The sequence below is a fragment of the Vibrio sp. D54 genome (genome assembly GCF_021728075.1).
GTDB lineage: Bacteria > Pseudomonadota > Gammaproteobacteria > Enterobacterales > Vibrionaceae > Vibrio > Vibrio alginolyticus.
In genome coordinates, this window is the sequence record NZ_JAKKCS010000009.1 from 126,340 (window position 1) to 151,944 (window position 25,605).

The 25,605-nt window shown below is 42.0% G+C and carries 28 protein-coding genes; 15 read left to right on the forward strand and 13 right to left on the reverse strand.

Annotated elements, in window-relative coordinates; all coding sequences use genetic code 11:
• Positions 1 to 11: 11 nt before the first annotated feature.
• Positions 12 to 650, reverse strand: coding sequence for a YchE family NAAT transporter (locus tag L3V37_RS13770; protein ID WP_005380729.1), 639 nt, complete (start codon positions 648 to 650; stop codon positions 12 to 14).
• A gap of 650 nt (positions 651 to 1,300) precedes the next feature.
• On the opposite strand from L3V37_RS13770, the gene adhE reads away from it, so the two are divergent.
• Entirely contained in the window at positions 1,301 to 4,003 is a 2,703-nt protein-coding gene (adhE, locus tag L3V37_RS13775; protein WP_005380731.1) for a bifunctional acetaldehyde-CoA/alcohol dehydrogenase, read from the forward strand.
• Between the two features lie 143 nt (positions 4,004 to 4,146).
• Here the strand turns inward: adhE and L3V37_RS13780 are convergent, their stop codons facing one another.
• The 3 genes from L3V37_RS13780 to sodB form a co-directional block, all read right to left on the reverse strand.
• Positions 4,147 to 4,890 (reverse strand): SDR family oxidoreductase, encoded by a 744-nt coding sequence (locus L3V37_RS13780; RefSeq protein ID WP_005380732.1) that lies wholly within the window; start codon positions 4,888 to 4,890, stop codon positions 4,147 to 4,149.
• A 134-nt stretch (positions 4,891 to 5,024) separates the two neighbouring features.
• The gene (locus tag L3V37_RS13785; RefSeq protein ID WP_033907342.1) at positions 5,025 to 5,528 is read right to left on the reverse strand and encodes a VC2046/SO_2500 family protein; all 504 of its coding nucleotides are present in this window, start codon (positions 5,526 to 5,528) and stop codon (positions 5,025 to 5,027) included.
• A 153-nt stretch (positions 5,529 to 5,681) separates the two neighbouring features.
• Entirely contained in the window at positions 5,682 to 6,266 is a 585-nt protein-coding gene (sodB, locus tag L3V37_RS13790; protein ID WP_005396533.1) for a superoxide dismutase [Fe], read from the reverse strand.
• A gap of 285 nt (positions 6,267 to 6,551) precedes the next feature.
• On the opposite strand from sodB, the gene L3V37_RS13795 reads away from it, so the two are divergent.
• Positions 6,552 to 6,887: a Grx4 family monothiol glutaredoxin gene (locus L3V37_RS13795; RefSeq protein ID WP_017635833.1), complete on the forward strand. Its 336-nt coding sequence runs from the start codon at positions 6,552 to 6,554 to the stop codon at positions 6,885 to 6,887.
• A gap of 236 nt (positions 6,888 to 7,123) precedes the next feature.
• On the opposite strand, the gene L3V37_RS13800 is transcribed toward L3V37_RS13795, so the two are convergent.
• Positions 7,124 to 8,146 (reverse strand): tyrosine-type recombinase/integrase, encoded by a 1,023-nt coding sequence (locus tag L3V37_RS13800; protein WP_237306478.1) that lies wholly within the window; start codon positions 8,144 to 8,146, stop codon positions 7,124 to 7,126.
• Positions 8,147 to 8,656: 510 nt separating this feature from the next.
• Between L3V37_RS13800 and L3V37_RS13805 the strand changes: the two genes are divergently transcribed.
• The 4 genes from L3V37_RS13805 (at position 8,657) to L3V37_RS13820 (ending at position 12,495) form a co-directional block, all read left to right on the forward strand.
• On the forward strand, positions 8,657 to 9,025 hold the full coding sequence (locus L3V37_RS13805; RefSeq protein WP_237306479.1) for a 4-fold beta flower protein: 369 nt from the start codon (positions 8,657 to 8,659) through the stop codon (positions 9,023 to 9,025).
• 168 nt (positions 9,026 to 9,193) lie between these two features.
• Positions 9,194 to 10,267 carry a hypothetical protein gene (locus L3V37_RS13810; RefSeq protein ID WP_237306480.1) on the forward strand — a complete coding sequence of 358 codons (1,074 nt, stop codon included), beginning with the start codon at positions 9,194 to 9,196 and terminating at the stop codon, positions 10,265 to 10,267.
• Positions 10,268 to 10,696: 429 nt separating this feature from the next.
• Positions 10,697 to 11,539 (forward strand): sce7726 family protein, encoded by an 843-nt coding sequence (locus L3V37_RS13815; protein WP_237306481.1) that lies wholly within the window; start codon positions 10,697 to 10,699, stop codon positions 11,537 to 11,539.
• Positions 11,540 to 11,559: 20 nt separating this feature from the next.
• Positions 11,560 to 12,495, forward strand: coding sequence for a sce7725 family protein (locus L3V37_RS13820; RefSeq protein WP_237306482.1), 936 nt, complete (start codon positions 11,560 to 11,562; stop codon positions 12,493 to 12,495).
• 34 nt (positions 12,496 to 12,529) lie between these two features.
• Here L3V37_RS13820 and L3V37_RS13825 read toward each other — a convergent pair whose 3' ends face one another.
• The 3 genes from L3V37_RS13825 to L3V37_RS13835 form a co-directional block, all read right to left on the reverse strand.
• Positions 12,530 to 13,264, reverse strand: a complete 735-nt coding sequence (locus L3V37_RS13825; RefSeq protein ID WP_237306483.1) for an HIRAN domain-containing protein — start codon at positions 13,262 to 13,264, stop codon at positions 12,530 to 12,532.
• A gap of 17 nt (positions 13,265 to 13,281) precedes the next feature.
• Positions 13,282 to 14,238: a HipA domain-containing protein gene (locus L3V37_RS13830; protein WP_237306484.1), complete on the reverse strand. Its 957-nt coding sequence runs from the start codon at positions 14,236 to 14,238 to the stop codon at positions 13,282 to 13,284.
• Positions 14,239 to 14,324: 86 nt separating this feature from the next.
• Positions 14,325 to 14,987: a helix-turn-helix domain-containing protein gene (locus L3V37_RS13835; RefSeq protein WP_237306485.1), complete on the reverse strand. Its 663-nt coding sequence runs from the start codon at positions 14,985 to 14,987 to the stop codon at positions 14,325 to 14,327.
• Positions 14,988 to 15,140: 153 nt separating this feature from the next.
• Here L3V37_RS13835 and L3V37_RS13840 point away from each other — a divergent pair, with 153 nt between their 5' ends.
• From L3V37_RS13840 to L3V37_RS13875, 8 genes are all read left to right on the forward strand, one after another.
• Entirely contained in the window at positions 15,141 to 15,353 is a 213-nt protein-coding gene (locus L3V37_RS13840) for a hypothetical protein (RefSeq protein WP_017821157.1), read from the forward strand.
• Positions 15,354 to 15,463: 110 nt separating this feature from the next.
• Positions 15,464 to 16,003, forward strand: coding sequence for a phage regulatory CII family protein (locus L3V37_RS13845; RefSeq protein ID WP_193837620.1), 540 nt, complete (start codon positions 15,464 to 15,466; stop codon positions 16,001 to 16,003).
• Positions 16,004 to 16,012: 9 nt separating this feature from the next.
• Positions 16,013 to 16,348, forward strand: coding sequence for a hypothetical protein (locus L3V37_RS13850; RefSeq protein WP_213909913.1), 336 nt, complete (start codon positions 16,013 to 16,015; stop codon positions 16,346 to 16,348).
• A gap of 63 nt (positions 16,349 to 16,411) precedes the next feature.
• Complete coding sequence (locus tag L3V37_RS13855) at positions 16,412 to 16,714, forward strand: hypothetical protein (RefSeq protein ID WP_237306486.1); 303 nt, start codon at positions 16,412 to 16,414, stop codon at positions 16,712 to 16,714.
• Complete coding sequence (locus tag L3V37_RS13860) at positions 16,696 to 16,923, forward strand: hypothetical protein (protein WP_237306487.1); 228 nt, start codon at positions 16,696 to 16,698, stop codon at positions 16,921 to 16,923. Before L3V37_RS13855 ends, L3V37_RS13860 begins: the two co-directional genes overlap by 19 nt.
• A 222-nt stretch (positions 16,924 to 17,145) precedes the next feature.
• The gene (locus tag L3V37_RS13865; protein WP_237306488.1) at positions 17,146 to 19,233 is read left to right on the forward strand and encodes a hypothetical protein; all 2,088 of its coding nucleotides are present in this window, start codon (positions 17,146 to 17,148) and stop codon (positions 19,231 to 19,233) included.
• 184 nt (positions 19,234 to 19,417) lie between these two features.
• On the forward strand, positions 19,418 to 20,149 hold the full coding sequence (locus L3V37_RS13870; RefSeq protein ID WP_017635458.1) for an AHH domain-containing protein: 732 nt from the start codon (positions 19,418 to 19,420) through the stop codon (positions 20,147 to 20,149).
• On the forward strand, positions 20,146 to 20,724 hold the full coding sequence (locus L3V37_RS13875) for a hypothetical protein (RefSeq protein WP_021033993.1): 579 nt from the start codon (positions 20,146 to 20,148) through the stop codon (positions 20,722 to 20,724). Before L3V37_RS13870 ends, L3V37_RS13875 begins: the two co-directional genes overlap by 4 nt.
• Before the next feature lie 110 nt (positions 20,725 to 20,834).
• Here the strand turns inward: L3V37_RS13875 and L3V37_RS13880 are convergent, their stop codons facing one another.
• Positions 20,835 to 21,272, reverse strand: coding sequence for a hypothetical protein (locus L3V37_RS13880; RefSeq protein ID WP_017821164.1), 438 nt, complete (start codon positions 21,270 to 21,272; stop codon positions 20,835 to 20,837).
• A gap of 74 nt (positions 21,273 to 21,346) precedes the next feature.
• Positions 21,347 to 21,811 (reverse strand): hypothetical protein, encoded by a 465-nt coding sequence (locus tag L3V37_RS13885; RefSeq protein ID WP_193837618.1) that lies wholly within the window; start codon positions 21,809 to 21,811, stop codon positions 21,347 to 21,349.
• Positions 21,812 to 22,134: 323 nt separating this feature from the next.
• Between L3V37_RS13885 and L3V37_RS13890 the strand changes: the two genes are divergently transcribed.
• Positions 22,135 to 22,413 (forward strand): hypothetical protein, encoded by a 279-nt coding sequence (locus L3V37_RS13890; protein ID WP_017821166.1) that lies wholly within the window; start codon positions 22,135 to 22,137, stop codon positions 22,411 to 22,413.
• Here L3V37_RS13890 and L3V37_RS13895 read toward each other — a convergent pair.
• The 3 genes from L3V37_RS13895 to L3V37_RS13905 form a co-directional block, all read right to left on the reverse strand.
• A complete protein-coding gene (locus L3V37_RS13895; RefSeq protein WP_017821167.1) occupies positions 22,408 to 22,659 on the reverse strand; it encodes an ogr/Delta-like zinc finger family protein in 252 nt (83 codons plus the stop codon). The genes L3V37_RS13890 and L3V37_RS13895 overlap by 6 nt on opposite strands.
• A 65-nt stretch (positions 22,660 to 22,724) precedes the next feature.
• Entirely contained in the window at positions 22,725 to 23,756 is a 1,032-nt protein-coding gene (locus L3V37_RS13900; protein ID WP_017821168.1) for a phage portal protein, read from the reverse strand.
• On the reverse strand, positions 23,753 to 25,540 hold the full coding sequence (locus L3V37_RS13905) for a terminase family protein (RefSeq protein ID WP_017821169.1): 1,788 nt from the start codon (positions 25,538 to 25,540) through the stop codon (positions 23,753 to 23,755). The genes L3V37_RS13900 and L3V37_RS13905 overlap by 4 nt, the downstream gene beginning before the upstream one ends.
• Between the last annotated feature and the right edge of the window lie 65 nt (positions 25,541 to 25,605).

The window sequence follows — 25,605 nt, forward strand, 5'->3', positions numbered from 1 at the left end:
TTTATAGAAACTCAGGCTAATCCTGGAAATAAGTTGCGTAAGCCATTCGCAATAAACTCTATGCCAAGCGCGCCCAATATCAAACCCATGATACGAGTAATGACGTTGATTCCAGTTTGACCTAAAAATCGTACGATCAATGGGGCAGAGCGGAACAATAGCCATGAACAAAGGCAGAACAAACCAATCGTAATACTAATGCCCACGGTATCGAACATGCTTGGGTAGCGTGCACCATAAACAATAGTCGAACTGATTGCACCAGGACCTGCCATTAAAGGCATTGCAAGAGGGACCACACCAATCTGTTCACGACTGACGTATTCCGTTTTCTCTTGTTTGTTCTGCTTATCTTCCCCCAGTTTACCGCTCATCATCGAGAATGCGATGCTAAGTAATAGCAACCCGCCAGCGACACGAAACGAATCCAGAGAAATACTGAACATGTCTAACAGTAACTGACCAGCAAAAAGCGAAATGATCAGGATGATCGCAACAGCCACATTTGCTGTTGTTGCCGTATTGCGCTTTTCGTCTGGTGTCATATGCCCGGTTAGTGACACAAACACAGGCATGATACCAACAGGGTTTACTGCGGCGACCAAACCGAGAAAAAACTGCAAGAAGATAGCAAGTTCAAAAGTTTGCATGTTGCGTACTCATCAAAGTTCACATTAGTGAAAAGGAGAAGGGGTAATTTGGGCGTAATGTAAGGCAAAAGTTAGGTTGTAAGAAATGAAAAAAACTAACGCATTCCCTGCCATTTAAGTGAGAAAAACTAATTCTTTAATAAACTGTATCTAATCTGGAAAGGAAATGTTACGTATAAAGCTGCTGATAAATTGCACTGTTTTACATAAACGTTAACATTCGCACATTTTTGATAAAAACCAAGGTGGTTTGTAGAGAGATGTATTCGGTTCGATATACTCTCAGTAGCACAAAGAATTGGGCCTACATGTAATTTTGTTGGTCAAAAATGAAACTTTTTTACAGGTTGTTGTAGTTTCTTTTATTTATTTGTCCATTTTCTTCTTTTTTACTCAATAAAAAATGAAAGTTAATTTATTTGTTTATCAGTGATTTATGTCATTTTGGTGTGATGAAGCACCACTTTGGTAGTATTTAGGTGGTGAGAACTGATCCAAGTCAATTTTTTTCACACTCTGAAATATTATACTCAGTCCTGAAAGCAATTTACTAAGACGTTTGTTTTCTAAGTGACTGATAAACAGTAAAAACAATAAGTAATAGCCTTAGTAAAAAGTTTTTAATATTTGTTAATTTTAGGAGATTCCCTATGCCTGTAACTAATATGGCTGAACTAGATGCAATGGTTGCTCGCGTTAAGAAAGCGCAAGAAGAGTTCGCTACTTACTCTCAAGAGCAAGTAGATAAAATCTTTCGTGCAGCATCGCTTGCAGCTAACCAGGCCCGTATCCCGCTAGCTCAACAAGCGGTAGAAGAATCTGGTATGGGTATTGTTGAAGATAAAGTAATCAAGAACCACTTCGCTTCTGAGTTTATCTACAATAAATACAAAGACGAACAAACGTGTGGCATCTTAGAAGAAGATGACAACCTAGGTACTATGACTATCGCTGAGCCTGTAGGCATCATCTGCGGTATCGTACCAACGACTAACCCAACTTCTACAGCGATCTTCAAATCTCTAATCTCTTTGAAGACTCGTAACGGTATCATCTTCTCACCACATCCACGTGCGAAAAACTCAACTAACGATGCAGCTAAACTCGTTCTAGATGCAGCAGTAGCAGCAGGCGCACCAAAAGACATCATCGGTTGGATCGACCAGCCTTCTGTTGAGCTTTCAAACGCTCTAATGAAACACGATGACATCGCGCTTATCCTTGCAACTGGTGGTCCAGGCATGGTTAAAGCCGCTTACTCTTCTGGTAAGCCAGCAATCGGTGTAGGTGCAGGTAACGTTCCTGTTGTTATCGATGAAACAGCAGACATCAAACGTGCTGTTGCTTCTATCCTTATGTCTAAGACTTTCGACAACGGTGTAGTATGTGCTTCTGAGCAAGCTGCAATCGTAGTAGACGAAGTATACGACGAAGTGAAAGAGCGCTTTGCTTCTCACAAAGCGTATGTCCTAAGCAAAGCAGAAGCTGATAAAGTTCGTAAAGTGCTTCTTATCGATGGTGCGCTAAACGCGAAAATCGTAGGTCAGCCAGCAGCAGCAATCGCTGAAATGGCAGGCGTTAAAGTTCCAGCAGACACTAAAGTTCTTGTTGGTGAAGGTCTGGGCAAAGTATCTCACGATGACGCATTCGCTCACGAGAAACTATCTCCAACTCTAGGTCTATTCCGTGCTGACAACTTCGAAGACGCGGTTGCTCAAGCGGTAACTATGGTTGAGATTGGTGGTATCGGCCACACATCTGGTCTTTACACTAACCAAGATACTAACGCTGACCGTATCCGTTACTTCGGTGACAAGATGAAGACAGCTCGTATCCTAATCAACATCCCGACTACTCACGGTGGTATCGGTGACTTGTACAACTTCAACGTTGCGCCATCTCTAACGCTAGGTTGTGGTTCTTGGGGTGGTAACTCTATCTCTGAGAACGTAGGTCCTAAACACCTAATCAACAAGAAAACTGTAGCGAAGCGAGCTGAAAACATGTTGTGGCATAAACTACCTAAGTCAATCTACTTCCGTCGTGGTAGCCTTCCAATCGCGCTTGGCGACCTAGAAGGCAAGAAACGTGCATTCCTAGTAACTGACCGTTTCCTATTCAACAACGGTTACGCAGATGACGTAGTAAGCCTACTGAAAGCGCAAGGCATGGAAGTTCAAACATTCTTCGATGTTGAAGCTGACCCAACACTATCTGTAGTAGAAAAAGGTGCGGCTCAAATGGCTAGCTACCAACCTGACGTTATCCTAGCGCTAGGCGGTGGTTCACCAATGGATGCAGCGAAAATCATGTGGGTAATGTACGAGCACCCAGAAACTCACTTTGAAGAACTAGCAATGCGCTTTATGGACATCCGTAAACGTATCTACAAGTTCCCTAAAATGGGTAAAAAAGCTGAGCTTGTATGTATCACTACAACTTCAGGTACTGGTTCAGAAGTTACTCCATTCGCGGTTGTTACTGACGACAAGACTGGTGCGAAATACCCACTAGCTGACTACGAAATCACGCCAAACATGGCAATCGTTGATGCGAACCTAGTAATGAACATGCCTAAGTCTCTAACAGCATTTGGTGGTTACGATGCAGTAACTCACGCTCTAGAAGCTTACGTTTCTGTTCTTGCTAACGAATACTCAGATGGCCAAGCTCTTCAAGCACTTAAGATGCTAAAAGAGTACCTACCATCAAGCTATGCGAACGGTGCAAATGACCCAATCGCTCGTGAGAAAGTACACAACGCAGCTACTATCGCTGGTGTTGCATTTGCGAACGCATTCCTAGGTGTTTGTCACTCAATGGCTCACAAACTGGGTGCTGAGTTCCACTTGCCACACGGCCTAGCTAACGCACTACTTATCTCTAACGTGGTACGTTACAACGCGAACGACAATCCAACTAAACAAACTGCGTTCTCTCAATACGACCGTCCACAAGCACGTCGTCGTTACGCTGAAGTTGCTGACCACCTAGGCCTAAGCCAAGAAGGTGACCGTACTGCTCAGAAGATTGAACGTCTACTAGCATGGTTGGATGAACTAAAAGTTAACCTAGACATCCCAATGTCTATCCAAGCGGCAGGTGTTGCTGAATCAGATTTCGTAGCGAAACTGGATGAGCTAGCGGTAGAAGCGTTCGATGACCAATGTACTGGTGCGAACCCACGTTACCCTCTAATCAGCGAACTTAAAGATGTGTTGATGGCTTCTTACTACGGTAAAGCATTTGTTGAAGGCGAAACTTTCGAAGGTACAACTGTTATCAAGAAGAAAGCAGACCAAGAAGCAGCAAAAGCAGCACCTAAAGCAAAGAAAGAAAAAGCAGACGCGTAATTAAAAAATCGAGTGAGCAAGGTTTTCGCTAGCACGGAACCTTAATCGGGAAAAGGTTAAAGCCCCAGTCAAATGACTGGGGCTTTTTTTATTTTGGTGCAGGAGTTACATCTGGCTTGGGAAAACAGAGTTGCTGTGTATGCTTACACTTCGGTCGCAACTACTCGGCCACTGAAGTATTCATTCGCGACGATGTATGCTGTGTTGCGGACTAGTTCGTCTTGGATCTCAGCCCAGTGCCTCTCGTTGAGCTCTTCTTTTGTATGATTTACCGAGGGAATAACGCCGCCCACTCGAATGTTGAATGGTGTGAGTTCTTTTGCCCAGCTGTGAGTAAAACCTGACACCAACGCCGCCATGCTTTCAACTCCCGTAAAGTCTTCATGGTTGTCATGAGAAATGACGTTAACAATGACGCCTTTCTTGTTTCTGGCTCGAAAGCGCTCTGCTCCTACTTGGCCGTAGGTATAAAGGAAGCGTGCCGCAGACGACAAGTGATCAATGTAAGTACTCATTGGTTCTGGCGCCATTAAGCCAGGCATAGGGGAGCTGGTCCAGCAATTAACAATCACATCTGGTGTCGCACGTAGCTGTGATTCTATCTGGTCAAACAATAAGTTAATGGACGTTGTGTTATCACTACACACATTCATCGCATACACTTTGTCAGTGAAAGCGCTGATTTGCTCATAGCTCGCTCTCAAAGCGCTAGAATTTTGGTCACAAAGAATCAACGTTGCTCCAAGGTGAGCAAAGTGATTTGCACAGGTTCTTCCTATAACCGAACCTGCAGACGTGACGAGAATAATTGATTCTTTGATATCCATAGCACCTTCACTGTATCCATATGTGAAAAACAATACACCAGTGGTTTGTGCTAATAGCATGGTTGAAATTCGTTGAGTTCAGTGTGAAAGGCTTCAAACTAACGCTTTCGAGTGAGGACTATTGTGCGGTAATTTGTAAGACGTCACATTTCTGACGTGTAGGTATTGCAAGCTATTGGATAAAAAGCGGATCTCTATGCTTTAGCTTGAATTTGATGCTGACGTTGAGCCGTCACTAGCTGATTATATAGCCCAGCATCTGGGATCAGTTGTTTGTTGCGTTCGCCCAATCTGCGTCGCTCATGACCAGATAGGTTGTGATAAACCTCCTCTGGTAGGTTGAATGTGTCTTCAGGCAGGTAAGTCAGCGCATCTGGTTTTAGGTAATGGCTCAGCTTTGCGGAAGGCAATCCTGCATCGTGAAACTGTTTCGCTTGTTCAGCTGCGAGTTCATAGCTGCTGCTATCAGAACGAAGAGCTTGAGGTTGCGATAAACCCAATTGTTGGCGAAGAATACTGTCACTGGTGATGACTTCCTGGACCTCTTCAACTGGGACCACATCGCGAACATCATTAGAGAACATAGACAGAATCAGCGAGAAATCCGCACGACGACCTTCGTGTACGGCATGGTTAATACCATTACCGAACTGAAGTTCGTTGATAATTGCAGCTTTGTCTAACGTATGAATTTGCATGATGTTCCTCGCTCGATGCTCTTTTAACGGCGTGGATAAGAAGAACTTTAGTAAAAGAGGGAATTATTTAAAGGTGCTAGGGAAGGCGAAAAAAAAAGCCCGCTAAATAGCGAGCTTTTGAATAAGACTAAATTGAACTTAGGGGGAAGTATATTACTTCGCTAGGTTCTCAGCTACGAAGTCCCAGTTTACTAGAGCCCAGAAGCCGTTCATGTAATCAGGACGTACGTTGCGGTAATCGATGTAGTACGCGTGTTCCCATAGGTCAACAGTTAGAAGTGGTGTTGTACCTTCTTCTGTTAGAGGAGTAGCAGCGTTAGAAGTGTTAACGATCTCTAGAGAGCCATCAGCTTTCTTAACCAGCCAAGTCCATGAAGAACCGAAGTTGTTGATTGCTGAATCAGTAAACTTCGCTTTGAATTCTTCAAAAGAACCGAATGCTGCGTTGATTGCGTCTGCAACTGCGCCAGTTGGCTCGCCGCCCGCATTTGGAGCAAGACAGTGCCAGTAGAACGTGTGGTTCCAGATTTGCGCTGCGTTGTTGAATACGCCACCAGTAGAAGTCTTGATGATCTCTTCTAGAGTTTTGCCTTCGAACTCAGTACCAGGGATAAGACCGTTAAGCTTAACAACGTAAGTGTTGTGGTGCTTACCGTGGTGGTAGTCTAGAGTCTCTGCTGAGATGTGTGGTTCTAGTGCGTCTTTCGCGTAAGGAAGAGCTGGTAGTTCAAATGCCATTACTCGATTCTCCATTGATTTGAAAGGATGACCTTTCGATTGCTTCCAGTGTTTTTTTATAGCTATGTCGCCTTTAAGGCTGACTTGGTAAGTATTTTAGCAAGTTTTTACTTTATTAAAACCCCGATATGAAAATATTTTAAGAGGTTAGCAGTGGTGAAGTGCTGCATTGCTCGCCAATGAGCAACCTAAAATTAAGCCTTATTAATTATATGGTTTTTATTCTGTCGTTATTGAGTAGAATGTGGCAAATAAATAAAGTTCAAACCCATGAATGAGGAAGCGATGGAAACTATCGACAAAATCAAACAGCAGATCTCTGAAAACTCAATCCTGCTGTACATGAAAGGATCACCGAAACTACCTAGCTGTGGTTTCTCTTCTCAAGCGTCACAGGCACTAATGGCATGTGGTGAGAAGTTCGCTTACGTAGACATTCTGCAAAACCCAGATATCCGTGCTGAGTTACCAAAGTACGCGCAATGGCCAACTTTCCCTCAACTATGGGTTGAAGGTGAGCTTATCGGCGGTTGTGACATTATTCTAGAAATGTTCCAAAAAGGTGAACTGCAGCCTCTAATCAAAGAAGCAGCAGCGCGCGCTGAAGATCAAGCTGAGTAATTCGTAAATACTCACATTTAGCGATAGAATACGAAGGAGCCGTACTGGCTCCTTTTTCTTTTTAGGTTAGTGGAATGAACATAAAGCTTTATTATGTGCCGCCTCCTTGCCTAACCTTCCTATTCGTTGCTATCCCTTGCTATATATAGAGTGTAAGTAACTCTTCAATCCGACTGTGACTTATGAATAACGACAAAAGCTGACCTGTGCCGCCATTTTGTCGCCATAAGTGGCGGCTAGATACTAAGGTTTGTTAGTGGGTTAAAACGTACGGCATCACTCAGGTGATTTGGCGAAAAATGAGCGTAAATCATAGTGTGATCGATGTGCTGATGACCAAGGATTTCCTTAAGAACAAGAATGTTGCCGCCATTAGTCATGAAGTGGCTTGCGAAGGTATGACGTAAAACGTGAGTCGCTTGTCCTTCTGGTAAATGGGGAAGGGCTTTCGTTAACCACTTGTATGCTACGCCGTAACCGCAAGTAAAAAGGCGGTCGTTGGTTGGCTTATAAATTTGGTTATACAACTCTTCAGAAATCGGTACTGTTCTGTTCCGCTTACCTTTCGTGTTGTTGTAGGTAATACGGTATTTCGTTAGGTTAGAACCCTTCAGATAAATCGCTTCTCTGATACGTGCGCCAGTCGCTAAGCAAACTTTATATATCCTTGTTAACTCATCGCCAATTGGGCTTTCCTGTGCCACGTCGAACAGGTGACGAATTTCTTGTTCGGTCAAGAACGCCAGTTCGGATTCCGGCTTTTTGATTGCCTCAATACCATCAACCGGATTAGGCTGTTTCCACTCTCCAAGCTTTATCAACTTATTGAACATTGCTTTCAGCAACCCAAAGTCCACATTATTCGAAGCAATGGAAAGTTCTTTGTGTTGTTGGCCACGACCTTTGTTAGAACGGCTAGAACGGTAATTAGCGAGTTGCTTGGAATTAAGATGTGAAGCGATAGGGTTGCCCAAGTCTAAAACCATGCTCTCTAAACGTAGGCGAGTGTGGTCACCAGACTTAAGATTTTTGCCGTGCAGTTTAAACCATAGTTTGACTAAATCAGATAATCGACGGTGATCAGGCTTAGACCCTAACCACGGTTTGTCATCCACTTCTTTAATTAAGTGGAGTTCAAATGCTGTAGCTTCACCTTTGGTGGCGAAGCGTTTACGAACGCGTTTACCAGAGCGGCCTTGCGGGTAGCACTCACAAAGCCAAGGTTTTTTACTGCCGTCTTTAAGGTTTCGTATAGTCATTAGAATACAAATGTAACTGTTTTTATATACAGTATTTTTATGTCAGAGATTTTGCAATGTTTAAGTTGATAGTGAACGAACAGGAATGACAACAATATGGTTGTTACCAGATACTGTGGTTAAAGTCGGTTAAATGGTTTGGCTAAATGTGCGTGTGAATCAATGTGTGGTCAATTTGTTGATGGTCGAGGTTTTAATTTTGCTGACATTCGGCATTAAGTGATTCGGGATAGTATGACTTAAAACGCGAGTCACTTATCCTTCCAGCTGGTGGGGAAGGGCTTCAGTAAACTATTTTTATTATACGCTGTAACCGCAAATGAAGCTTAGTTCATTCAAAAGACTGTAGTAATCGCCTCTTCTATAATTATGCAACACTTTGTAACCTGCCTCACTTCTCGACATTAACTTATTGATTGTTAATTGAACTGTTATAAGAAAGGCTGCATCATAGATGTAAATAAGGCGTTTTAGTGTGGTTTAAGAATCGTTAGAACTCGTACGGGAGATATGATGCATCCATTATTTGATAAAGATTGTGAGTTAGTTGGTTGGATTAAGCCGGGACAGCATATTTTCGATGTTGATATGAACTGGATGGCTTATATTAAAAATAATCATGCTTGGTCGAGTGATACCGGGAATTGGCTTGGGCCTGTAAAAGGGTTGCTGTGTCTAAACCAAAATGGTCAGCCGGTTGCTTGGAATCCGAAAGAGCAAGTTCGTGGCACATCTAGTCCAGCACGCCCTGCACGTGCCGCAAGGGTGGCAAGGCCTGCTCGACCAGCACGTCCAGCACGACCAGCACGACCAGCACGCCCTGCAACACCAGCTGGCGGTTGGGCTCAAGAAAGTATATTTGCATGGTGGGGCCAGTAAAAACACTAACAAGTATTTAAGAGTGATACCCAATGCTTGGAATTTCAGTCTTGGGGTTGGGGTTGGGGTTGGGGTTTTATGATCATGGTGTAATTGTGAAAGTTATATGGTGTTCTATGGGTATACAACCGTACCGCCGATAGAGCATTGCAAATTCGGAGTAACTAGATGAGTAAGTTCTGTATTTTCTGTGGCGCTAAGCCAAAAGATAAATCTCGGGAGCACGTTATTCCTCAGTGGTTGATCGGGTTGACAGGTAGCCCGAAGCGTGAAGCATTTTTTGGAGTTACTAAGAACGAGGCCGACTTCGGCAAGCCTCGAGTATATCCGTTCGCACGCTTTACTTTTCCTGCGTGTAGTGTGTGTAATGCAAAGTACGGTAAATTGGAATCTCAAGTAAAACCTGTTGTCCTGAAAATATTGAATGAAGACGGAGTGACCAGCGAAGAGCTTTCATCCCTTCTTGATTGGATTGATAAAGTAAGAATTGGACTATGGCTAGGCATGCAACTACTAGATAAAAACTATCTAGATGTAGAATCTAATTTTCATATTGAGAAGCGTATTGGCCAGTATGACCGCTTGTTGATAATCCAAAAAACGGACAGATTAGCTCCGCGCATTAACTTTTCAGCCATAGATACACCTGCATTTAGTTTTGCTCCTAGCGCATTTTCAATCACTATTAATAATTTTAACTTTATCAGCGTTTCATCTGCTTTTCTTTTCGCTCGACGAGTCGGTTTTCCTTATGTCACTGATATGGTGTTATCGCCAGATAGTGATCAGTGCGGTGGGAGAGTAGTGCAGGGTCGAAAAAGGTTAATGCGGCCTTTGATGCGTAAGCCTATCCGGCACAATGGCGTAGTTGTTTACCAACCTCAGTTTCGTAATGGCATGATAAATGGTGATTTTTCCGTTTATGACTGTGACTATGTTCGAGACCATTCGTTAGATTATGACAAAGGTGATGGTAATATTTTTGTAGAGAAAGGAGGGAAGCTAGTCGAATATTGTCACGGTGATACTATTTACTCTATGCAAAACTTACCTTGTCATAAAGACGAGAAGGTGATGACAGCCAGTGCAATTGAAACGCTCAAATGGCAAAACTGGTTGTTTACGCAAATGCCTGACACTAGATTATTAACGCCAGATCAAAAGCGATACATCAAAGATAAATTCAATTTCGCAACAAAGGTAAATAAGAATTTTATTAGTGCGTTACAAAAAACTCTCTAACAAACCTCTAAAGATTCCAGAATTAGATTTCTAGAATAGTAAGAGGGTTCTGCAAAGCTGTTTAGCGAGACGTGCGTGTAAATCATGGGGTGGTTGATGCATTGACGGACAAGGTTTTTTAAAACTGACTTTAAGGTTTCGTATAGACATAAATATAGCCCCCAATATGTGCATAGAAACAGCGCGTATCTTTCTGATAGTAAGAACAATGTTTATGGCGTACTGAGGGATTAGTAATTTAATTAGCAAAGAATCATGTGTTGTGTCTAACTTTAGAGAGGACTAATGGATGTAAGTTTCATCGTGTGAGTTGAGTCAAGCTCATTAATTGATTCTCGTGCAAAAATTCGGCAAACAGTGTTGGTGAATTTCTTTATTTGTGGCTGATAAAGTACAATTTGGGTACGCAACTATGATAAACAAGTATTCATGAATAATGGTAAAAAACTGCGAGATATAGCGCTTAAATTCTCTCCGGCAGCAATGAAAAGGCTAATTGAACAAGGTGTTGATGAGATTGGCTCTTTAGGCTCGACTAGTCAGCATGGTATGTCCGTAGCCAAGTGGTATGAGACTGCTTATTCAAAACTCGTTGATGAATACCGTAATGAATACGTTTATAAGAATGCGATCGCAGAAAAGATTATTCGTGGTAGGCATAAGCTTTCAAATAAGTGCTTCTATGCAACTGAGTTTCGTATAAGAAGTTCGGTTGCTGATGCCTTAATAGCAAACGGAACAACTACGGCGTATGAGATAAAAACAGAGTACGACTCATTTGAACGTCTAGCAGGTCAACTTGCAGACTATGCAAAGGTTTGTGATCGTATTTATGTTGTTATTCCTAGCTCAAAAGTAATTGAGTGGGCGCATAAGATTCCTGTAGATGTTGGCATTCTAGCTTTAACCCCCAATTATACACTTCAGCAGATAAGAGAGTCGGAGTCCCATATCGAACAGTTCGATATGGAAGCTTTGTTCTCTTGTTTCAGACGCAAAGAATTTATCAACGCAATTCAGAATCAGTTTGGATTTGTTCCCAATTGTAAACCAGTCGAACTAAAGAGTAGGTGTAGAGAGCTGTTTTTAACGCTAGATAAGAGTCAAGCGCATAAAGAGTTTCTTCTCGCTCTAAAATCTCGTCAGATTAAACATGAACAGATCCAGTTGATTAAAGAAGCTCCTCCTGCTTTGATATCAGCACTCTTATCAGTCAATTTATCACTGAAAGAAATTTCTACGCTTGATCAAGTATTACGGGAGGTTATCTAAGTTTAGCGTCAGGAGTGAGTATGTACTTCCCATTTTTCCGAGCAAGACAGTATGAGTTATTAGCTCTTAGAGATACAATTAATAGTAGTATCGATAGCGACCAAATAAAGCCTATAATCGAGCCAGTAGTAGAAGGTACACGAGATATTTATAGGTTTTGTGACGAGTTTTCTAAAGCAGGTGCTGGCTTTATTTTTGTGGTGAACCCATCTAAAGGCTATTTCGTAAGAAATCAAAAAAGCATCCTCAACTTGATTGAAGAGTGTGCAAACAGGAATCCATTAATAGAATTTGCTCTAAGAATTAATGACGAAACGCCTTTAAAAAACATAAAAAGCTTTATTTCCGAGTTTTCCAATTTCCCAGTATCACTTATTCATGAAAGTAGCGTTGAAGAAGTTGATGATTTAATCAAAATTATTGATACGGAAAACTTCAGATACAATATTTTCTGTGTTGAAAGCACCGGAAGGTTGTACCGCAACAAATTCCATGGCTGGGATAACGTACTGCTAAGAGACTGTTTCATTCGCCAGGAGCCAAACTCTGCTTATGAAGGTGAAGAATACTTTAGTGATCAGGTATATACATATAAATCTGACGGGCACTTCGGTTTTGGTGATTACTCAGTAGTCGGAGACCACTTCTCTGAAGGTGGTGGTGGGGCCAAAGCTTGTGCTATCCATATTACATATGAGAAGCCAGACGAAGAAGAAATTTGGGTTAAGCACTTCCTGTCAGAGCCTAGGGACTTTGTTGAAGATGGAGCAACACTAGCTTCTGAGGCCATTGAAGAGTTGGTTAATTTTATACAAGATAATTGGGATGAAAACCAATTTACTATGGCTATTGACGAATTTATTGCATTACACGACGACGGTCGTCAAACCAGCTTAGCGTTTGTTAAGAAGTTAGCCATGCGGCATCATCTAGAATTGATTAATCGCATTATATAAAATAAGCCCCATAGTGGGGCTTTACATTTTTACACTAAATATAACTGGCAGAATAAGCTACATATTCTTCTGATACAAAGGGGGTAAAACCATTTGGCCACCTTGTAACGAACTCGCATAGAACTCTATACTGTGCCGGTGCATCTGCATTTAGTTTAACAACTCGGAGTGAATATGAGGTAAGCTCTGGTTTCTCTAACAATGCCCGGATGTCACAATTGAAGTATTTCGGACAGTAACCTACGGTAATTTCATCTTTTGTAGAGATCAGGACGGCATTGCAATCATAAGCGTTCGAGTTTTCATAGACCAATCTTAGTTCTTCATTATCCTCTAAGCTTGCAACACGCTTAGTGTTCTCTGGTCCTAAGTGACTAACGCCACTAATAAAAAAACGGATCGCATAACGACTATCATTTGTCACTTCGGGCTCAGGAATGATGCGGAACTCATCAGTTTTGCGTGCACCACCAGAGATGCCGAGCAAATCAAGCTCGTCGTAAGCTGTTGGATCGATATCAGACCAACTCAACATTTTTTTGAACTCAGGTCTATTCGTTGGAATAAGTCGGTTTGTGAAAAATGAAAACAATGTAGTTGAATGGTAGACCTGAGCCAAATCATTCATGCGAGGAAAGGCTATGAAATTTTTGTGATTTGCTCCTTTGGTGTAGTTGAAGCGATACCCGTCGTTAATGCGGGTAAGTTTGGCTACTGGATGCCACATACCATCTTCAATATCTTTCCAAATAACAAAAACACTTTTCATGTGTTAGGTTTAACCTCTTAATTTTTAAATAAATCTTTATATACCAGAATTCTAGCTTTGTTTGCTACGAGAATGCTTGCGCAAAATGTCTTTTCTGTCTCGCACATTATACTCTTAGGAACTCTAACTACTACATTAATTAGCTGTTCCGTTGTGATTGCTTCCAGTTTCGAAAGCCATTCCAATGCGGCATCTTTCCGTATGTAGCCAATATGAAGAAAAGCATCTAACGTTTTCAGTCTCTTGTCTTTATAATAAAACCAAGATTTGCTTTTACTCACATAATTGGGTATTTTTTGACCACTATCTTTAGAGGTAAGTCTACGTTGCATATTTTCTACAGACTCATTTCTCCCTAAACTTGCTGCATGGTCAAATGAAGGTGCAAGATTAATCGTATTACCTGAAACAATCATCGCCCAATTTTCATTATGACGGTCTTGGTTGGAAATCAATACGTCGAGTAATAGATAGCCAATAAATACATCCAATGCAGTTTTAATATTTTCAGTTTCTACCCAACCTTTGGGAGGATGCTTAACTAACTGGTCCATAATCAAGGATACACGAGAAACCGTTTGTGAACGCTGCCCACTTTCTAGAGTTGCGTTGATGGTATTGACAACGTGTTCTATAAGCTGGTTGCCAAAAAACATGTTTTCTCCCTCTAGAGTAAACTTTTCACTCCTAATGCCTCTTTCCCCTCTATGTGTCGCCAATTCATATATTGCATGTGGCACACCAAGTAACGCGGCGATTTCACACGCAATTTTTTCGGCCCAGTCTTCACCTTTGCGTTGAATTGGCTTGCCGTTACCATCCTCCGTATGAATGGACTTAAACAGATAATCTATACCGGTTTGAGAGTCTTTGTACCAAAATTTAGATTTGGTGCCCATTTGTTCAAACTCATCGATATCTTGATCTGAAATATCGATAATTGGGTAATACTCAAGAGGTGGGGTATCTGTCATTAGTTTACCGTTTTGTTAGAGTAACTCAGTATAGTTTAGGGATATTTTGACAAAAGAGTTGAGCTGGAATGACTTGATATAACTATTCACACCTTTTCTAATGCCACCGCTACGCGACCAATTACTTTTATATCTTCTTCTGATACTTCAACCGTCGAGTTACCAAACACGATTGCTAATTTGTTTGGTAGTCGTTGAATGTGGTTGATGGACAGACGCCCATTCATATCAATCAAATACTCTCCACTCACTGCATCGTTCTGTTTTTTATCTACCAGAAAGCGGCCGTCGTTTGTCTCGATTTCAATGGTGTTGCTGGCTTCTAAATCCCAAGAGTTAAACATGCGTTGTGCATATGGGATTTCTCCAGTTGGCACAAGTTGACCGTTCGTGAGGCAGAAACTCTTAATTGCTACGACGGCTAACTGAGGGTTCTGTAACTCTAGACTCGATGAAGTCAGTTCTGCTTCAGGCGTTTTTTGATTGCCCCAAAAAGAGTGGTGTAACTCGGTCTCAGGATAGTCGTTAGGAAGAATCAGCTCTTTAACTGGGATGCCCGTACGTAAATGAGTTCTCACAACCAGTTCGTGTGAGTTTCTGTTGTGTGAGTTCCAAGTGCTAAAAGTGGTTTTAGGTACACCATATATCTGCGCCAGTTCTCCAAGAGAGCTTACGCCATTGATTTCTTTTAGTTTGTCAGTGAATGCCTCGCCTTTGATGTAATCAAAAATAGCCAATTCTGCACTCATAATCGTTCACCATTATGTGATTGATTTCAATTTTGTACGAAAATGCGTTGACCGTACGAAAAATCGGATCAATACTAAACTTGTTTTCGGGTGACTCGCCGACCAAAGCAAGAGGCAACCGAAGAAGATAGATATAAATACAAGGATATCACCATGTTAACGTACAAGATACCTCCACTAAGTCCATATGTGACTTACGAAGAATACTCTCGCCTTACTGGTTTACCTATGGGCACCATCAAACAATACGTGACTGAAGGTCGCGTTATCATCAAGCCCAAAGACAAACGCCGTGATAAGCCACTGATTAACATGGTTGCTATGCACGAAATGGCGGCTCGTGAAGCCATTGCTGCGCTTGGGTAAGTAATGGGCTTTTCCTCTCTTATTCCAACTAAAACGCACTGCCCAATTTGGCTAAATGTGTTCTCGTTGGTTGTCATTCTCGTACCGCCTTTCATGTAAGAGTGTGGATCATGGACGCAAATATCGCTATGTGCGGATTCCGCGAACGCAAACAGCAATCTTTTAACGCTGCATGCTGCGACTTCGCCATCAATCATAATATGGAAAAGCTGGCTCCACGCATTGGCCTGACTGGGAGAATGTTGCGTAACAAGCTCAACCCAGAACAGCCGCATAAGCTGGACCCAGTGGATTTGGCATTGCTGAGCAAAGAATCCGGCGATTACACCATTGTGAATACACTCTTTGCTGACCTAGGTGTGGTTACGGTTCAGTTACCTCAAGACGGGAAAGAGAAGAACCTTTTAGAGCGCACGCTACTTAACAACCAATATTCAGGTGAGCTGTCTAGCGATGCAATGCACATGTGCAGTGCAGACCGTTTACCTCGCAGTCAAAAACGCAAAACCATTGCCAAGGTTCAAGCGGCCATCGGCAACTTAGTTTTGTTCGTCAACGATTTAGAAAATCGCACCACCGGCTTTCAGCCACTAATGCAAATGGGCACAGATTTCCTCGCCAACGGTGCGCCACTTCCGGGCTTAGCCTAAGGAGAGCCAATGAGTCAGTTAGCTATTCAACAGGAACAACAAAAGCAAATACCCAACGCCAACGAGAGCATTGCCGCTTGTAAAGCTTTGTTCAATGGTTCCGCTACACGCGGCAAGTTGAAGCAGTTGTGGAACGCGATGCCACCACGCTTTCGCGGTATGGTTTTAGTCGCCGGTGATCTGAAAGCCTCGGAGCATGTGCGAGAGTTTGAAAGCTTTAATGATTTGGAGCTTCAAAAAATCCGTAACGGCATGCAACAGATTAAAGAAATCGCAACGTTGTTCGATCGCAATCTTGGTGACGTTCGACGCCTCAAGCATTACCAATTCAGTGGTACGCATTAATTCTCCAAGCCTCTGCCCCTGTAACAGGGGGCTTTTTTTCGTCTTAGCGTAGGAGCATAAAAGATGAATCTAAATGAAGTCGCAAACAAACTCGCGATCCAAACAACTATTAATAGTCTGTTCGCTTTGGCGTTGGATAGCTCAGATGTCATCAGTATTCGTATCGAGTACTCATCAAAAATGAGTCTTCTCAACGTGATTGTGTTTGATGAAAACACAACGAATCACGCTCACAACGTTGTGTTAATTGATAAAGAGCGTGCGCTTGAAGAACTACTGAACATTGAAGATTACTTGATCGAACGCATTGCCGTTCGTCGCGATGAGAAAGAACTGGAGCCTTATTTATGCAATATGCCGCAATAATGCTTTGTCCAGCTGGCGGTGTTATCCGCCATGAAGACACTCAAGAAGTTGACAATTTAATGGTTGGCGACTTCGACTCGCTAGACCAAGCGATCGAACAAGCGTGTGTATCCCTCAGTTGCACTCATTTAACCAAAGGCGTTTTGAGCAAAGGCAATGGGAAAGGCGGTTTTATGTTGGTAACGACCCAAGAACTTGAGGCGGTATGAAAAATAAAAGGATCACTTCAGTTAGTGTCGGTGATGATGTCATTCAAATTTTGGAAGGACGAACAGAGACATATGAAAAGTGTGCTATTGCATATTTTGCTGGGCCGGAAGGATGGGGCATAACCATGACTATTCGACTCGAAGAGGTCGAAGGTTTTCTGAAGTCTCCTGATACACAGAGACTATTCGTTAAGTTTTCGAAAGAAAAATTAGGGATAGAGTATGAACCAGTCTGACCTTCTCTATATCGGCGGGGCAGTGATGCCCCTGGACCGAATCAAAAATAATGACGCCAGCTATAATGCTGGTTTTTTAGGTTCCAAAATTTACTCAGACCAAGAACAAGCGCTTCTGGATAGCGGAATGGTCAAAAAAATAGCGATATATGACCGCGTTCCCAATCGAAAGTCTAAGCGTGAGCGAGAGCTTCAAGAGCGAACTGACTTCTATAAATCTGTTAATTACCTCTCGGAACATGACCGCGAAGCGGCGGCGAGAATCGCCGAAGAGTATAGGCTAGTCAAAGGGCGCAAAAGTCCGACAGAGAAATTTCGCCACAGAAAAGACAAGCAAATTAAGCAATTGATGAGTCTGAGCAAGTCTCTACGCCCTAAAAGTATCATCAGTAATGCCGACGCCAACTTCAGCCATGATGCTTTGTATGAAACGAACGAGCGCTCCAAACCTGCCATTCTCAATCAGAATGGAAAACGAGGACAAGGCGAACCTAAAAAGATTCCTATTTCAATGCAGCTAATGCACCGGTCTTGGAATGAAACTTATAAGTTTCAGGCGGTAACCGAAACGCCATCTAGTGCTGCGCCTGCGGAAAACAGTGGTGAGAGGTTTTCGGAAAAGCTGACGTCCCGTTCTGTTTCTAAAATCTTTGAGGCAGGGGCTTACACTGCAGCTTGCCATGGTGGTTTCTCTACTTTTCTGACGCTGACTTTCACCAAGGCACAACGGATGGCCATATTCGGCGGAATGTTGGATGGAAGTGAGTGTGTCAATATGGGATCGCATCACCCAATAATCTATAAGCGCAACATGGTGACAATACATCCCAAGCGCGGCGAAAAGAAAGTTGACCAACCAATCACGGATATTGGTGGAGAATACTGGCTGTTTCCAACCTCAGATAGTAAGCGTGTTAAAGCTATGAACCAGGGCAGTGTCATAGCCGGGCCGTATTGCGATCTTAAACAAAAGCCCAAGCAAGAGTTCTCGATGGAAAAAACCTTAGAGACAACGATAGGTAAAGAAGTCTCTCGTTTTCTTGATGGCGCAAAGAAAATGTATCAACGTGGCTGGGTTGCGGATCATACCATCCAAGTTGATAAAGATAGTGGACGAAAGTACTGTGATTTATCCCAGGAGAAAGTTGCTAAACATGTTCACCCCAGCGATGTTGGCCCAACTAACTTGCCTGCTGATTTCCATTACATATGGGTAGCCGAGTGTCCAGCTAATGAAGATGGAGAGCCTAATCCACACGTTCATATTTTGCTACGTTGGACAGTACCAGAGCATCTCTTTAGTCCTTGGGCTAAGCGACTTGAAAAGATATGGGGGCACGGGTTTGCGAAATTAGAGCGAATCAAAAAGCCAAAAGCCGCCGGTTCTTACATTATCAAAGCAGTCGGTTATGCCGCTAAAGGTGAAAATGCTGACCAAGGGCTAATCAAGGGAAATCGATACAATATCGCGAAGTGCTCAAGAGCTCCTGCCTGGGAAACTCTTGCTTCGTTTGAAGCTGGCAATATGACCGCAATAATTAAGGAGTTGGGCTACAAACTTGAGCAATGGAAAAAGCCAATTAAGCGGCAAATTCGCAAGCTACGAAATGCCAAAGAGCAAACCATTAAGGCCAAAGCGATCGCCAAAAAGCAGCAGAAACCTGAGGAATATCAGAACAAGCTTTATCAGAGAATCATCCGTTTGGAAAAGCAGGCCGAAAAGCTGAGGCAGAACTTGCATAGCAGGGGAGTGCACGTGAATACGAACAATCGCTTCTGCATTACGTTTGAAGGAGAACTGGCTAAAGATAAAGTAGACAAGTTTATGGTTTGGGCTGCTGGTGCAAGAGGGTGGTCATTGAATTGCAGAGATTTGGACCTGAGCGATATAAAACAAGACGCGAGCCACTTCTATCAATCTGAATATCAGCGATTTAAGGAGAATCAGTCCTATTGGCAATCACTATTACATGAATCTATACCACACATGGAAGTTGATGAAAGTGAGCTTTCTTATTGGTATAGCATTACGGCAGATTATCTTGAGGGGCGGCTTTTTCCAATATTGAGTTAGTCCGGTTTGTGTCGTCATAAGAACTTAAAGGTTAGAGTAGTGAACCGCTATTTCTTAAAGTTGATTTAAAATGCTATTGCTTGCATACAAATCTGAGCTGTAGGCCACATAAAGGCTATTGATTATTTGCTCGTCAGTTATGTGAATGTTATCCAACGGCTTTGTTTGTTCGAGGGATACGAGTATGAAGCATAATTTGAGTATAGTTGGACGAAAAACGAATCGTCCTAGTAATCCAACTGCAGCTGAGTTGGCCTTAGATCGTTTTGATGCGTTAGTCGACGATTTCTATAGCAAGTATCGTGTGGCTCCACCTGCGGGTGAAACTGAACAGCAAAGAGCAAAACGACTGCAGTTTGAAGCACAAGACTTGAGGTTTTTGAAAAAAATGAGGATTGAACTCATTGCTCATGCTCGAGTTGAAGATATGCAAGCTAAGTTACAATCGTACTCTGCAGAAAACTTAAAAAAAAATGCGAAAGAGTTGTTCGTTGAAAAGCATCATCCGACGACGAAACTAGCTAATAATCTAACCGCTGCAGGAGAGCCTAAACCGACTAAAAACCATGAGCCTCACCATATCATTCCTGGCTCGGGAAGGTTTAGAAAAGCAGAAATGAGAGCCGCAAGGTTAAATTTGCACATGCATAAAATTGGCATAAATGCGCCCGTAAATGGTGTTTGGTTAACAAATTATGCGAAGCATACGGACTTTAACTGGGAAGCACCTAAGTCTCCGGCTCACCGTTCGATCCATACATTTAATTATGAAACTTGGATTAGTTCCAAATTTTCGAAGGGTATTCCGAGTAAACAGCACTTTGAGGCTAACTTACTTCGGGTCAAAATGGAGTTAAAGAGTGGCACCTACCCTAAAGAGGTCTTGGAAGCTAAGAATGAAGTTTGGAAAGGATGATGACGGTTTATAAAATTACAGATGATTTAACTAAGTTTCAGTCGGTATGTTCTGGCCCAGATGAAATCGCTACCCAGTTGGGGGATTTCGACTATTTTGAGAGAATCTTATTGCAGGCTGTTGAAAATAAATCTCTGAAAGATATTTGGAAGTCTGCGGAGGTCGAGTTTGAAGATGTATTAACCGATAACTCCGTATTGCCTGATATTAGCTTATGGTTACGAACATATCTTGTTTTATCGCCGAGAGCATATGAAGCTTTAAATAGTTTCTTATCTGAAAGCGGGGATTTTTTACCTGTCAATTATCAAAGTGAACAATGGTATTTATATACATCGCTGACTTTTGGAAAAGAAGATAGACAAAAGTGTGTAGAGAAGATCTCATATGGAAGCCCTGATGGGTTAGAGGTTCTTGCATTCATTGATGATGATGTGAAAGATAAAGTGATCTTTAAATCAAGATTAGAAGGGGCCAGCAACTTATACTGTACAGAGAGGTTCAAGGCTATGTGTGAACAAAATCAGCTTAATGGACTCGTATTTTCTTCTAATCTGACAGATCCATTTGATTGATGAGATTGTAGTCATTACTCAGATTCTGGTAATAAATGTACCAAGCTAGTGATTCTCATCCTACTGGTTTGGTACACTTAAATTAGATCAAGATTTTTTAGCTTTTGGTGTTATATTTTTTGAACTTTAGACACCGCAGAGACTTTTCCATTTACAAAGTCTACTTTTGTGAATGGACAATACGTAGCATTGCTTGACTTACAATCATAAAAGAAAGTCATACCCTTATCACCATTTTTGAATTTTGTGGTTTTCTGTTTTATAAAATTAACAGAGTAGGCCGCTTTAACAGCACACTCTGTCATTCCGACAGATACTTTGTTATCTGCAATGCTTTCCCACTCAGCATCAGAGAAAACACCTCTCTTAACTAGTTCGTTCTTAGCTTCAATAGAGCGATTCGCTCTGGCCCCATAGACAGCACATAGGTTTAAGTCACTAGATTTTGTAAAGTCTGCTGTATGTACATTGAATTTTTCATTATTAGGTTGTGAAGCACAGCCAGTTAATGCAATGAAAACACTGGCCAGAATGATTGATTTGTTCATTAATAGTCTCTCTAAAAGTTACATTTGTTTGCAATGTAAGCAACTTGATATTTATGCCTACTATAATTTTGATGTTATTTACCGAAAAGAAGTGCTCTTGGTGCTGTATAGTTAGTAGCTTTGGCTAAAGCTACACTAGCGATAAAGCTAGATATTGATAAAACCACACTGAAAATAGTTATCGCTTGCCAACCTTGAACAAATCCATGCTTATCAATTTCAAACCAAATTGCCGCTGGAACAGCACCTGCTATAACACGATAAACACCATGAATGGCAAACCCGAGCTTGTGAGTGAACTCGTGTGCCCTTTGTAGCGTTGCTGAAATAGACTGGTTTGTTTTTAAAACTTGACTATTTAAAAACCAAATAACTAAATGAATACATAATAAGTATAAGAAGTAGTTGAGTACAATGTCACCAGGGTTCAAAGACGATAAGCTTTTTGCCGCTGAAAAATCAGGTTGATTGCTGAGCAATATTATCGGCACAGCTCCAAGTAATAATGATAATAGAATTTCTGTTGTTATAGTTCTCATAAAAGTCAGATTGTTGCTTGTATTAAAACATAATTTTCAATACTGATATTGCAACCTTTAATAATTCTCTTCAATTAGCAGATGTTTAATTAGTGATATTAATCAGTGTTCAGCTTTCTTGTTTGATTGAAAAGTAACCTTCAAACTGAAGGTCATGCAGCAATACTGCTTTAAAATTGAAATGCTTCAAATGAGTAATTACAAAATGAAATCTCCTCACTGCTAATCAACTAACATTCTCCAGCAGAGATACGTTTTAGCTACTTTATGTGTCGTCATAACAAACTAGTGACTGGTATCTAAAAACCACTGTGGAAAACTGTATGGATATACAGTATATTTCACTAATGATTGGTAAGGGTGTTGATATGTCGAATAAAAATCAAAACGATATCTTGTTGTCTGCTTTAGAAATCGTCATTGATGGTGTGGCTAATAGTGAGGCAACAGAGAGGACTAGAGCGGCAGGTGCATATATTGCTGGCTTAATACTGGCTGATACAAAAGGGCAGTTGGACTCCGAAAAACAAAAAGCCATCTTGAGCATTGTCGAGATGGCTTCTGAAGTAGATAGCACGGCGTTTATACAAGATTCACTATAGTATCGAGAGTTGATGTTTGAGCTGTTGTCGTGCCTCTGGCGGCAACGCCTTACATAAATCAAAAGCTATTTGACTAGTTGTTTTTGCCGATGGGCTTAAAGTGTGACTATAAGACAAGTTCATCACAAAACTATGCCCGCATTCTGGGTCACTACAACTGCAATATAAATCGGCATGACTATTGGATAGTCGATTGGATTTTTGAATTCGGCTTTTACAACCACACTCCGGACACAATACTCTCATACAAGCACCTAACTTATTGACTGACCAAATAATGATACGTCAAAGGGCTGTGTTTTTGTACAGGTTTATGAGCATTCTCCAAACGTAGTATCAAATTTTAAATGTAGATTTTTGATATTTCTTATCTCTGGATCGTTGTTAACTTCATCCATAATTAATTCGCATACAGGTATGATTTCGTCTTTGGCATACTCACTGCCAATTTTGACGGGGTCACCCAGATTAGTCGTTCCCTGGGGAATTATTCCTGCTTTTCCTATAGGGAAGCGATGGCCTACGAGAATATCTTGCGCAGTGATGTTTTTGATTCGCTCAAATTCATCTTTTGTCGCGATATCGCCCACCGGGATTAGCTGAATCCCTTTTTCTGCACCGCCTGGAATATTAACAAACATACTTCTAAAGTTACCCACCCCTTTGGAGCTCGCGATTTTTTCCTTCAGCATTTGTTCGTCGTCATCACTAAGGTTTGGATCCGTGGCGTAAAAAATGAATCCCATGTGTGCACCGTTCTTGTAATAGCGACGACGAAATAGCGTTGCATCACGGTTTAGTAAGCTACTTTGTAAACTACCTAGATAGTCAGGTAATCCATAAACTTGTTGCTGCAGATCTTCTTGAGGCAAAAAAATGATGTCATTCTCTTTGTATACTCGTTGCTTGTTGTCTCGCTCTAGCAAAACGAAGTCCCCATTTTTACGTCTACGTAGATACATGGTCGGTAGAGGAAACAAGCGCACAACACGCTTGAAGTGGTCGCGGATTTTTAAAAATGCGGCATCACCAAACGTGAAGTAGTTATTACAAAAAGATTGAATCTGCCGACGTCTTGAACCGCCACCTGAAATAAAACGGGCAGCAACATAATTTGCTCGAGCTTTAAGTAAAGACCCGTGATAGGCGTTTGCACGTGAAGTTTCTGCTAAGCCCTGGCGTGAGATTGGAGGTTCCCAGTAACCATCAGTGTCGTTATAGAAAAGCTCAGAATATGAAGTCATCCAACTCGTTGAGTCAATTGCCTCAGGTGTGGAGTCAAGGTGATAAACCGATTCCACATGTTGCTCCTGTTGTACTAGTTTGTCTTTTTGATTGTTCATGCTGCAGTCGCCCAGGTTGATTTCGTTGGTGTGTTGTGGTCTAGCGGCTCATTGATAATGGCGTGTGAAATGGCCCAAAACGCATCAGCGTGGCCTGTTGTTTCACTTCGCTCTGCTTTAAAGGTCATAGCGTTACCGCTATTGGTCGGCACTCGTTTAATCGCCATAAATGCCATAGCAATGTCTTTGTGTTCGGCATCAAACTGCAGTCGTTTTGCTTCTACGATATCGATCATCTTCATTACTAAGCGATTCTTGTTTTCGTTGCTGTAATGTATGGCGTGGGCCTCACGAGGGTGCTTTTTCTTAATTAAGTCCCAAACACCGCCACCAATGCCTGTAGTATCAACGCCTATGTAAGTGACTTTGTAGCGTTGAAATACCTTTTCAATTTCACTCACGTGGTACTGGAAGTTAAGCCCTTTCCAGTAGTGCTTCTCTAAGACACGAAACTTTTCACCTGCAACTGCCGGTGGAGCTATTACTACCAAACAAGCATTGTCTCGCGTTCGGCTAGGGTCATAACCCAACCATACTTCACGCCCGGCAAACGGTGATTTTGTTTTCGGCTTGAAGTCCTGCCAGTGGGCAGAGTCAACCATGCCTTTTTCGAGGTCAGAGAATTTGAATACAGACAAAGAGCCGTCGACGAAGATACACATAAACAGGTTATCGAAATCGTCTTTACTGTATTCGTCCTTCAGTTCTTCAATATCAAATAGTTCACAGCCGCCTGCAGCAGCGTCTTCAATCGTGACGACGTATCGCCACTGCTTATCAGGGCAAAGTACACCCCCATCGCGATATTCATCGAACGTTGGAAACTCAATTTTGGCGCGTGAGTCTCTGCCTTTTCGCCATTGGTCGCCCGTCCAAAACGGATATGCCTGGTGCATTTTCGATGATGGTGTCGAAAAGTAGGTTTTACGCCATTTTTTATGGGTAGCCATTGCCGAAGCGAGTTTGTTTAGTTCGTCAAACTTCGGTATCCAGAAATACTCATCTACATAAACATGGCCGTGGTAACTTTGCGCGGTTTTGCTATTGGTAGATAAAAAACGAAGTTCAGCACCATTGGAGAGAATGATCGGGTTTCCAGTTAGCTCTATGTCTAAGAACTCTTTTGCAATAGCAATGATGTAGCTGCGGAAAACTTCCGCTTGAGCTCGTGATGCTGACAAAAAGATCTGGTTATCGCCGGTCAGAATCGCATCTTCTAACGCTTCACCACTGAAGTAGTAAGTTGCGCCAATCTGGCGGGACTTAAGAATGTTTCGAATACGCTGTTTTATGTTGTTGCGCATTACATGCTGATAGGCAAACAGGGAGTCATGCCATGTGACAAAGTCATCTTCACTCAGTTCGCTGATGTCATTCTTTTTACTTTTACGTTTCTTGGTAGATTTTGAATTACTGCTAGATTTCTGGCTGTTACGGCTATTCGTACCGTCGTGCTTTTTATTCCCTGTATTTAAAGGTTGCTCACCTTGCTGCTTTTCTTGTGCCCTTTGTTTCTTTAATGCAGCGTGATGCTTGATAAGCCGATCGAGCATGTCTAGTTGGTTTTTACTGGGGTCAACAAGTTCAAGCAGTGTTTGAATTCGATTTGCTATCGCTTCATCAATGGTTTGTTCACGCAACATATCGCGCCAACCGAATTTATCTGCCCAGTAATAAATGATGCGCTCATTATTCAGGTTCAGTTCGGTAGCGATTTCACGTGGCGTCCAAGCTTTCAAATAGAGTGCTCGGGCGGCTTGTCGTATTTCGGGAGAATATGCCATAAGCGCATCATACGCGCCGAAAACTTGCAGATGACTAAGCAAAGTTCGGATGAATTCGGATAGTA

Coding starts and splice junctions, on each gene's coding strand:
- adhE (WP_005380731.1), top strand. CDS start 1,301: ATGCCTGTAACTAATATGGCTGAACTAGATGCAATGGTTGCTCGCGTT.
- L3V37_RS13900 (WP_017821168.1), bottom strand. CDS start 23,756: ATGAACAATCAAAAAGACAAACTAGTACAACAGGAGCAACATGTGGAA.
- L3V37_RS13840 (WP_017821157.1), top strand. CDS start 15,141: ATGTTAACGTACAAGATACCTCCACTAAGTCCATATGTGACTTACGAA.
- L3V37_RS13850 (WP_213909913.1), top strand. CDS start 16,013: ATGAGTCAGTTAGCTATTCAACAGGAACAACAAAAGCAAATACCCAAC.
- L3V37_RS13885 (WP_193837618.1), bottom strand. CDS start 21,811: ATGAGAACTATAACAACAGAAATTCTATTATCATTATTACTTGGAGCT.
- L3V37_RS13860 (WP_237306487.1), top strand. CDS start 16,696: ATGCAATATGCCGCAATAATGCTTTGTCCAGCTGGCGGTGTTATCCGC.
- L3V37_RS13830 (WP_237306484.1), bottom strand. CDS start 14,238: ATGACAGATACCCCACCTCTTGAGTATTACCCAATTATCGATATTTCA.
- sodB (WP_005396533.1), bottom strand. CDS start 6,266: ATGGCATTTGAACTACCAGCTCTTCCTTACGCGAAAGACGCACTAGAA.
- L3V37_RS13880 (WP_017821164.1), bottom strand. CDS start 21,272: ATGAACAAATCAATCATTCTGGCCAGTGTTTTCATTGCATTAACTGGC.
- L3V37_RS13865 (WP_237306488.1), top strand. CDS start 17,146: ATGAACCAGTCTGACCTTCTCTATATCGGCGGGGCAGTGATGCCCCTG.
- L3V37_RS13805 (WP_237306479.1), top strand. CDS start 8,657: ATGATGCATCCATTATTTGATAAAGATTGTGAGTTAGTTGGTTGGATT.
- L3V37_RS13895 (WP_017821167.1), bottom strand. CDS start 22,659: ATGAGAGTATTGTGTCCGGAGTGTGGTTGTAAAAGCCGAATTCAAAAA.
- L3V37_RS13870 (WP_017635458.1), top strand. CDS start 19,418: ATGAAGCATAATTTGAGTATAGTTGGACGAAAAACGAATCGTCCTAGT.
- L3V37_RS13825 (WP_237306483.1), bottom strand. CDS start 13,264: ATGAAAAGTGTTTTTGTTATTTGGAAAGATATTGAAGATGGTATGTGG.
- L3V37_RS13845 (WP_193837620.1), top strand. CDS start 15,464: ATGGACGCAAATATCGCTATGTGCGGATTCCGCGAACGCAAACAGCAA.
- L3V37_RS13785 (WP_033907342.1), bottom strand. CDS start 5,528: ATGCAAATTCATACGTTAGACAAAGCTGCAATTATCAACGAACTTCAG.
- L3V37_RS13820 (WP_237306482.1), top strand. CDS start 11,560: ATGTACTTCCCATTTTTCCGAGCAAGACAGTATGAGTTATTAGCTCTT.
- L3V37_RS13905 (WP_017821169.1), bottom strand. CDS start 25,540: ATGGCATATTCTCCCGAAATACGACAAGCCGCCCGAGCACTCTATTTG.
- L3V37_RS13855 (WP_237306486.1), top strand. CDS start 16,412: ATGAATCTAAATGAAGTCGCAAACAAACTCGCGATCCAAACAACTATT.
- L3V37_RS13815 (WP_237306481.1), top strand. CDS start 10,697: ATGAATAATGGTAAAAAACTGCGAGATATAGCGCTTAAATTCTCTCCG.
- L3V37_RS13795 (WP_017635833.1), top strand. CDS start 6,552: ATGGAAACTATCGACAAAATCAAACAGCAGATCTCTGAAAACTCAATC.
- L3V37_RS13780 (WP_005380732.1), bottom strand. CDS start 4,890: ATGCTATTAGCACAAACCACTGGTGTATTGTTTTTCACATATGGATAC.
- L3V37_RS13875 (WP_021033993.1), top strand. CDS start 20,146: ATGATGACGGTTTATAAAATTACAGATGATTTAACTAAGTTTCAGTCG.
- L3V37_RS13800 (WP_237306478.1), bottom strand. CDS start 8,146: ATGACTATACGAAACCTTAAAGACGGCAGTAAAAAACCTTGGCTTTGT.
- L3V37_RS13835 (WP_237306485.1), bottom strand. CDS start 14,987: ATGAGTGCAGAATTGGCTATTTTTGATTACATCAAAGGCGAGGCATTC.
- L3V37_RS13890 (WP_017821166.1), top strand. CDS start 22,135: ATGGATATACAGTATATTTCACTAATGATTGGTAAGGGTGTTGATATG.
- L3V37_RS13810 (WP_237306480.1), top strand. CDS start 9,194: ATGAGTAAGTTCTGTATTTTCTGTGGCGCTAAGCCAAAAGATAAATCT.
- L3V37_RS13770 (WP_005380729.1), bottom strand. CDS start 650: ATGCAAACTTTTGAACTTGCTATCTTCTTGCAGTTTTTTCTCGGTTTG.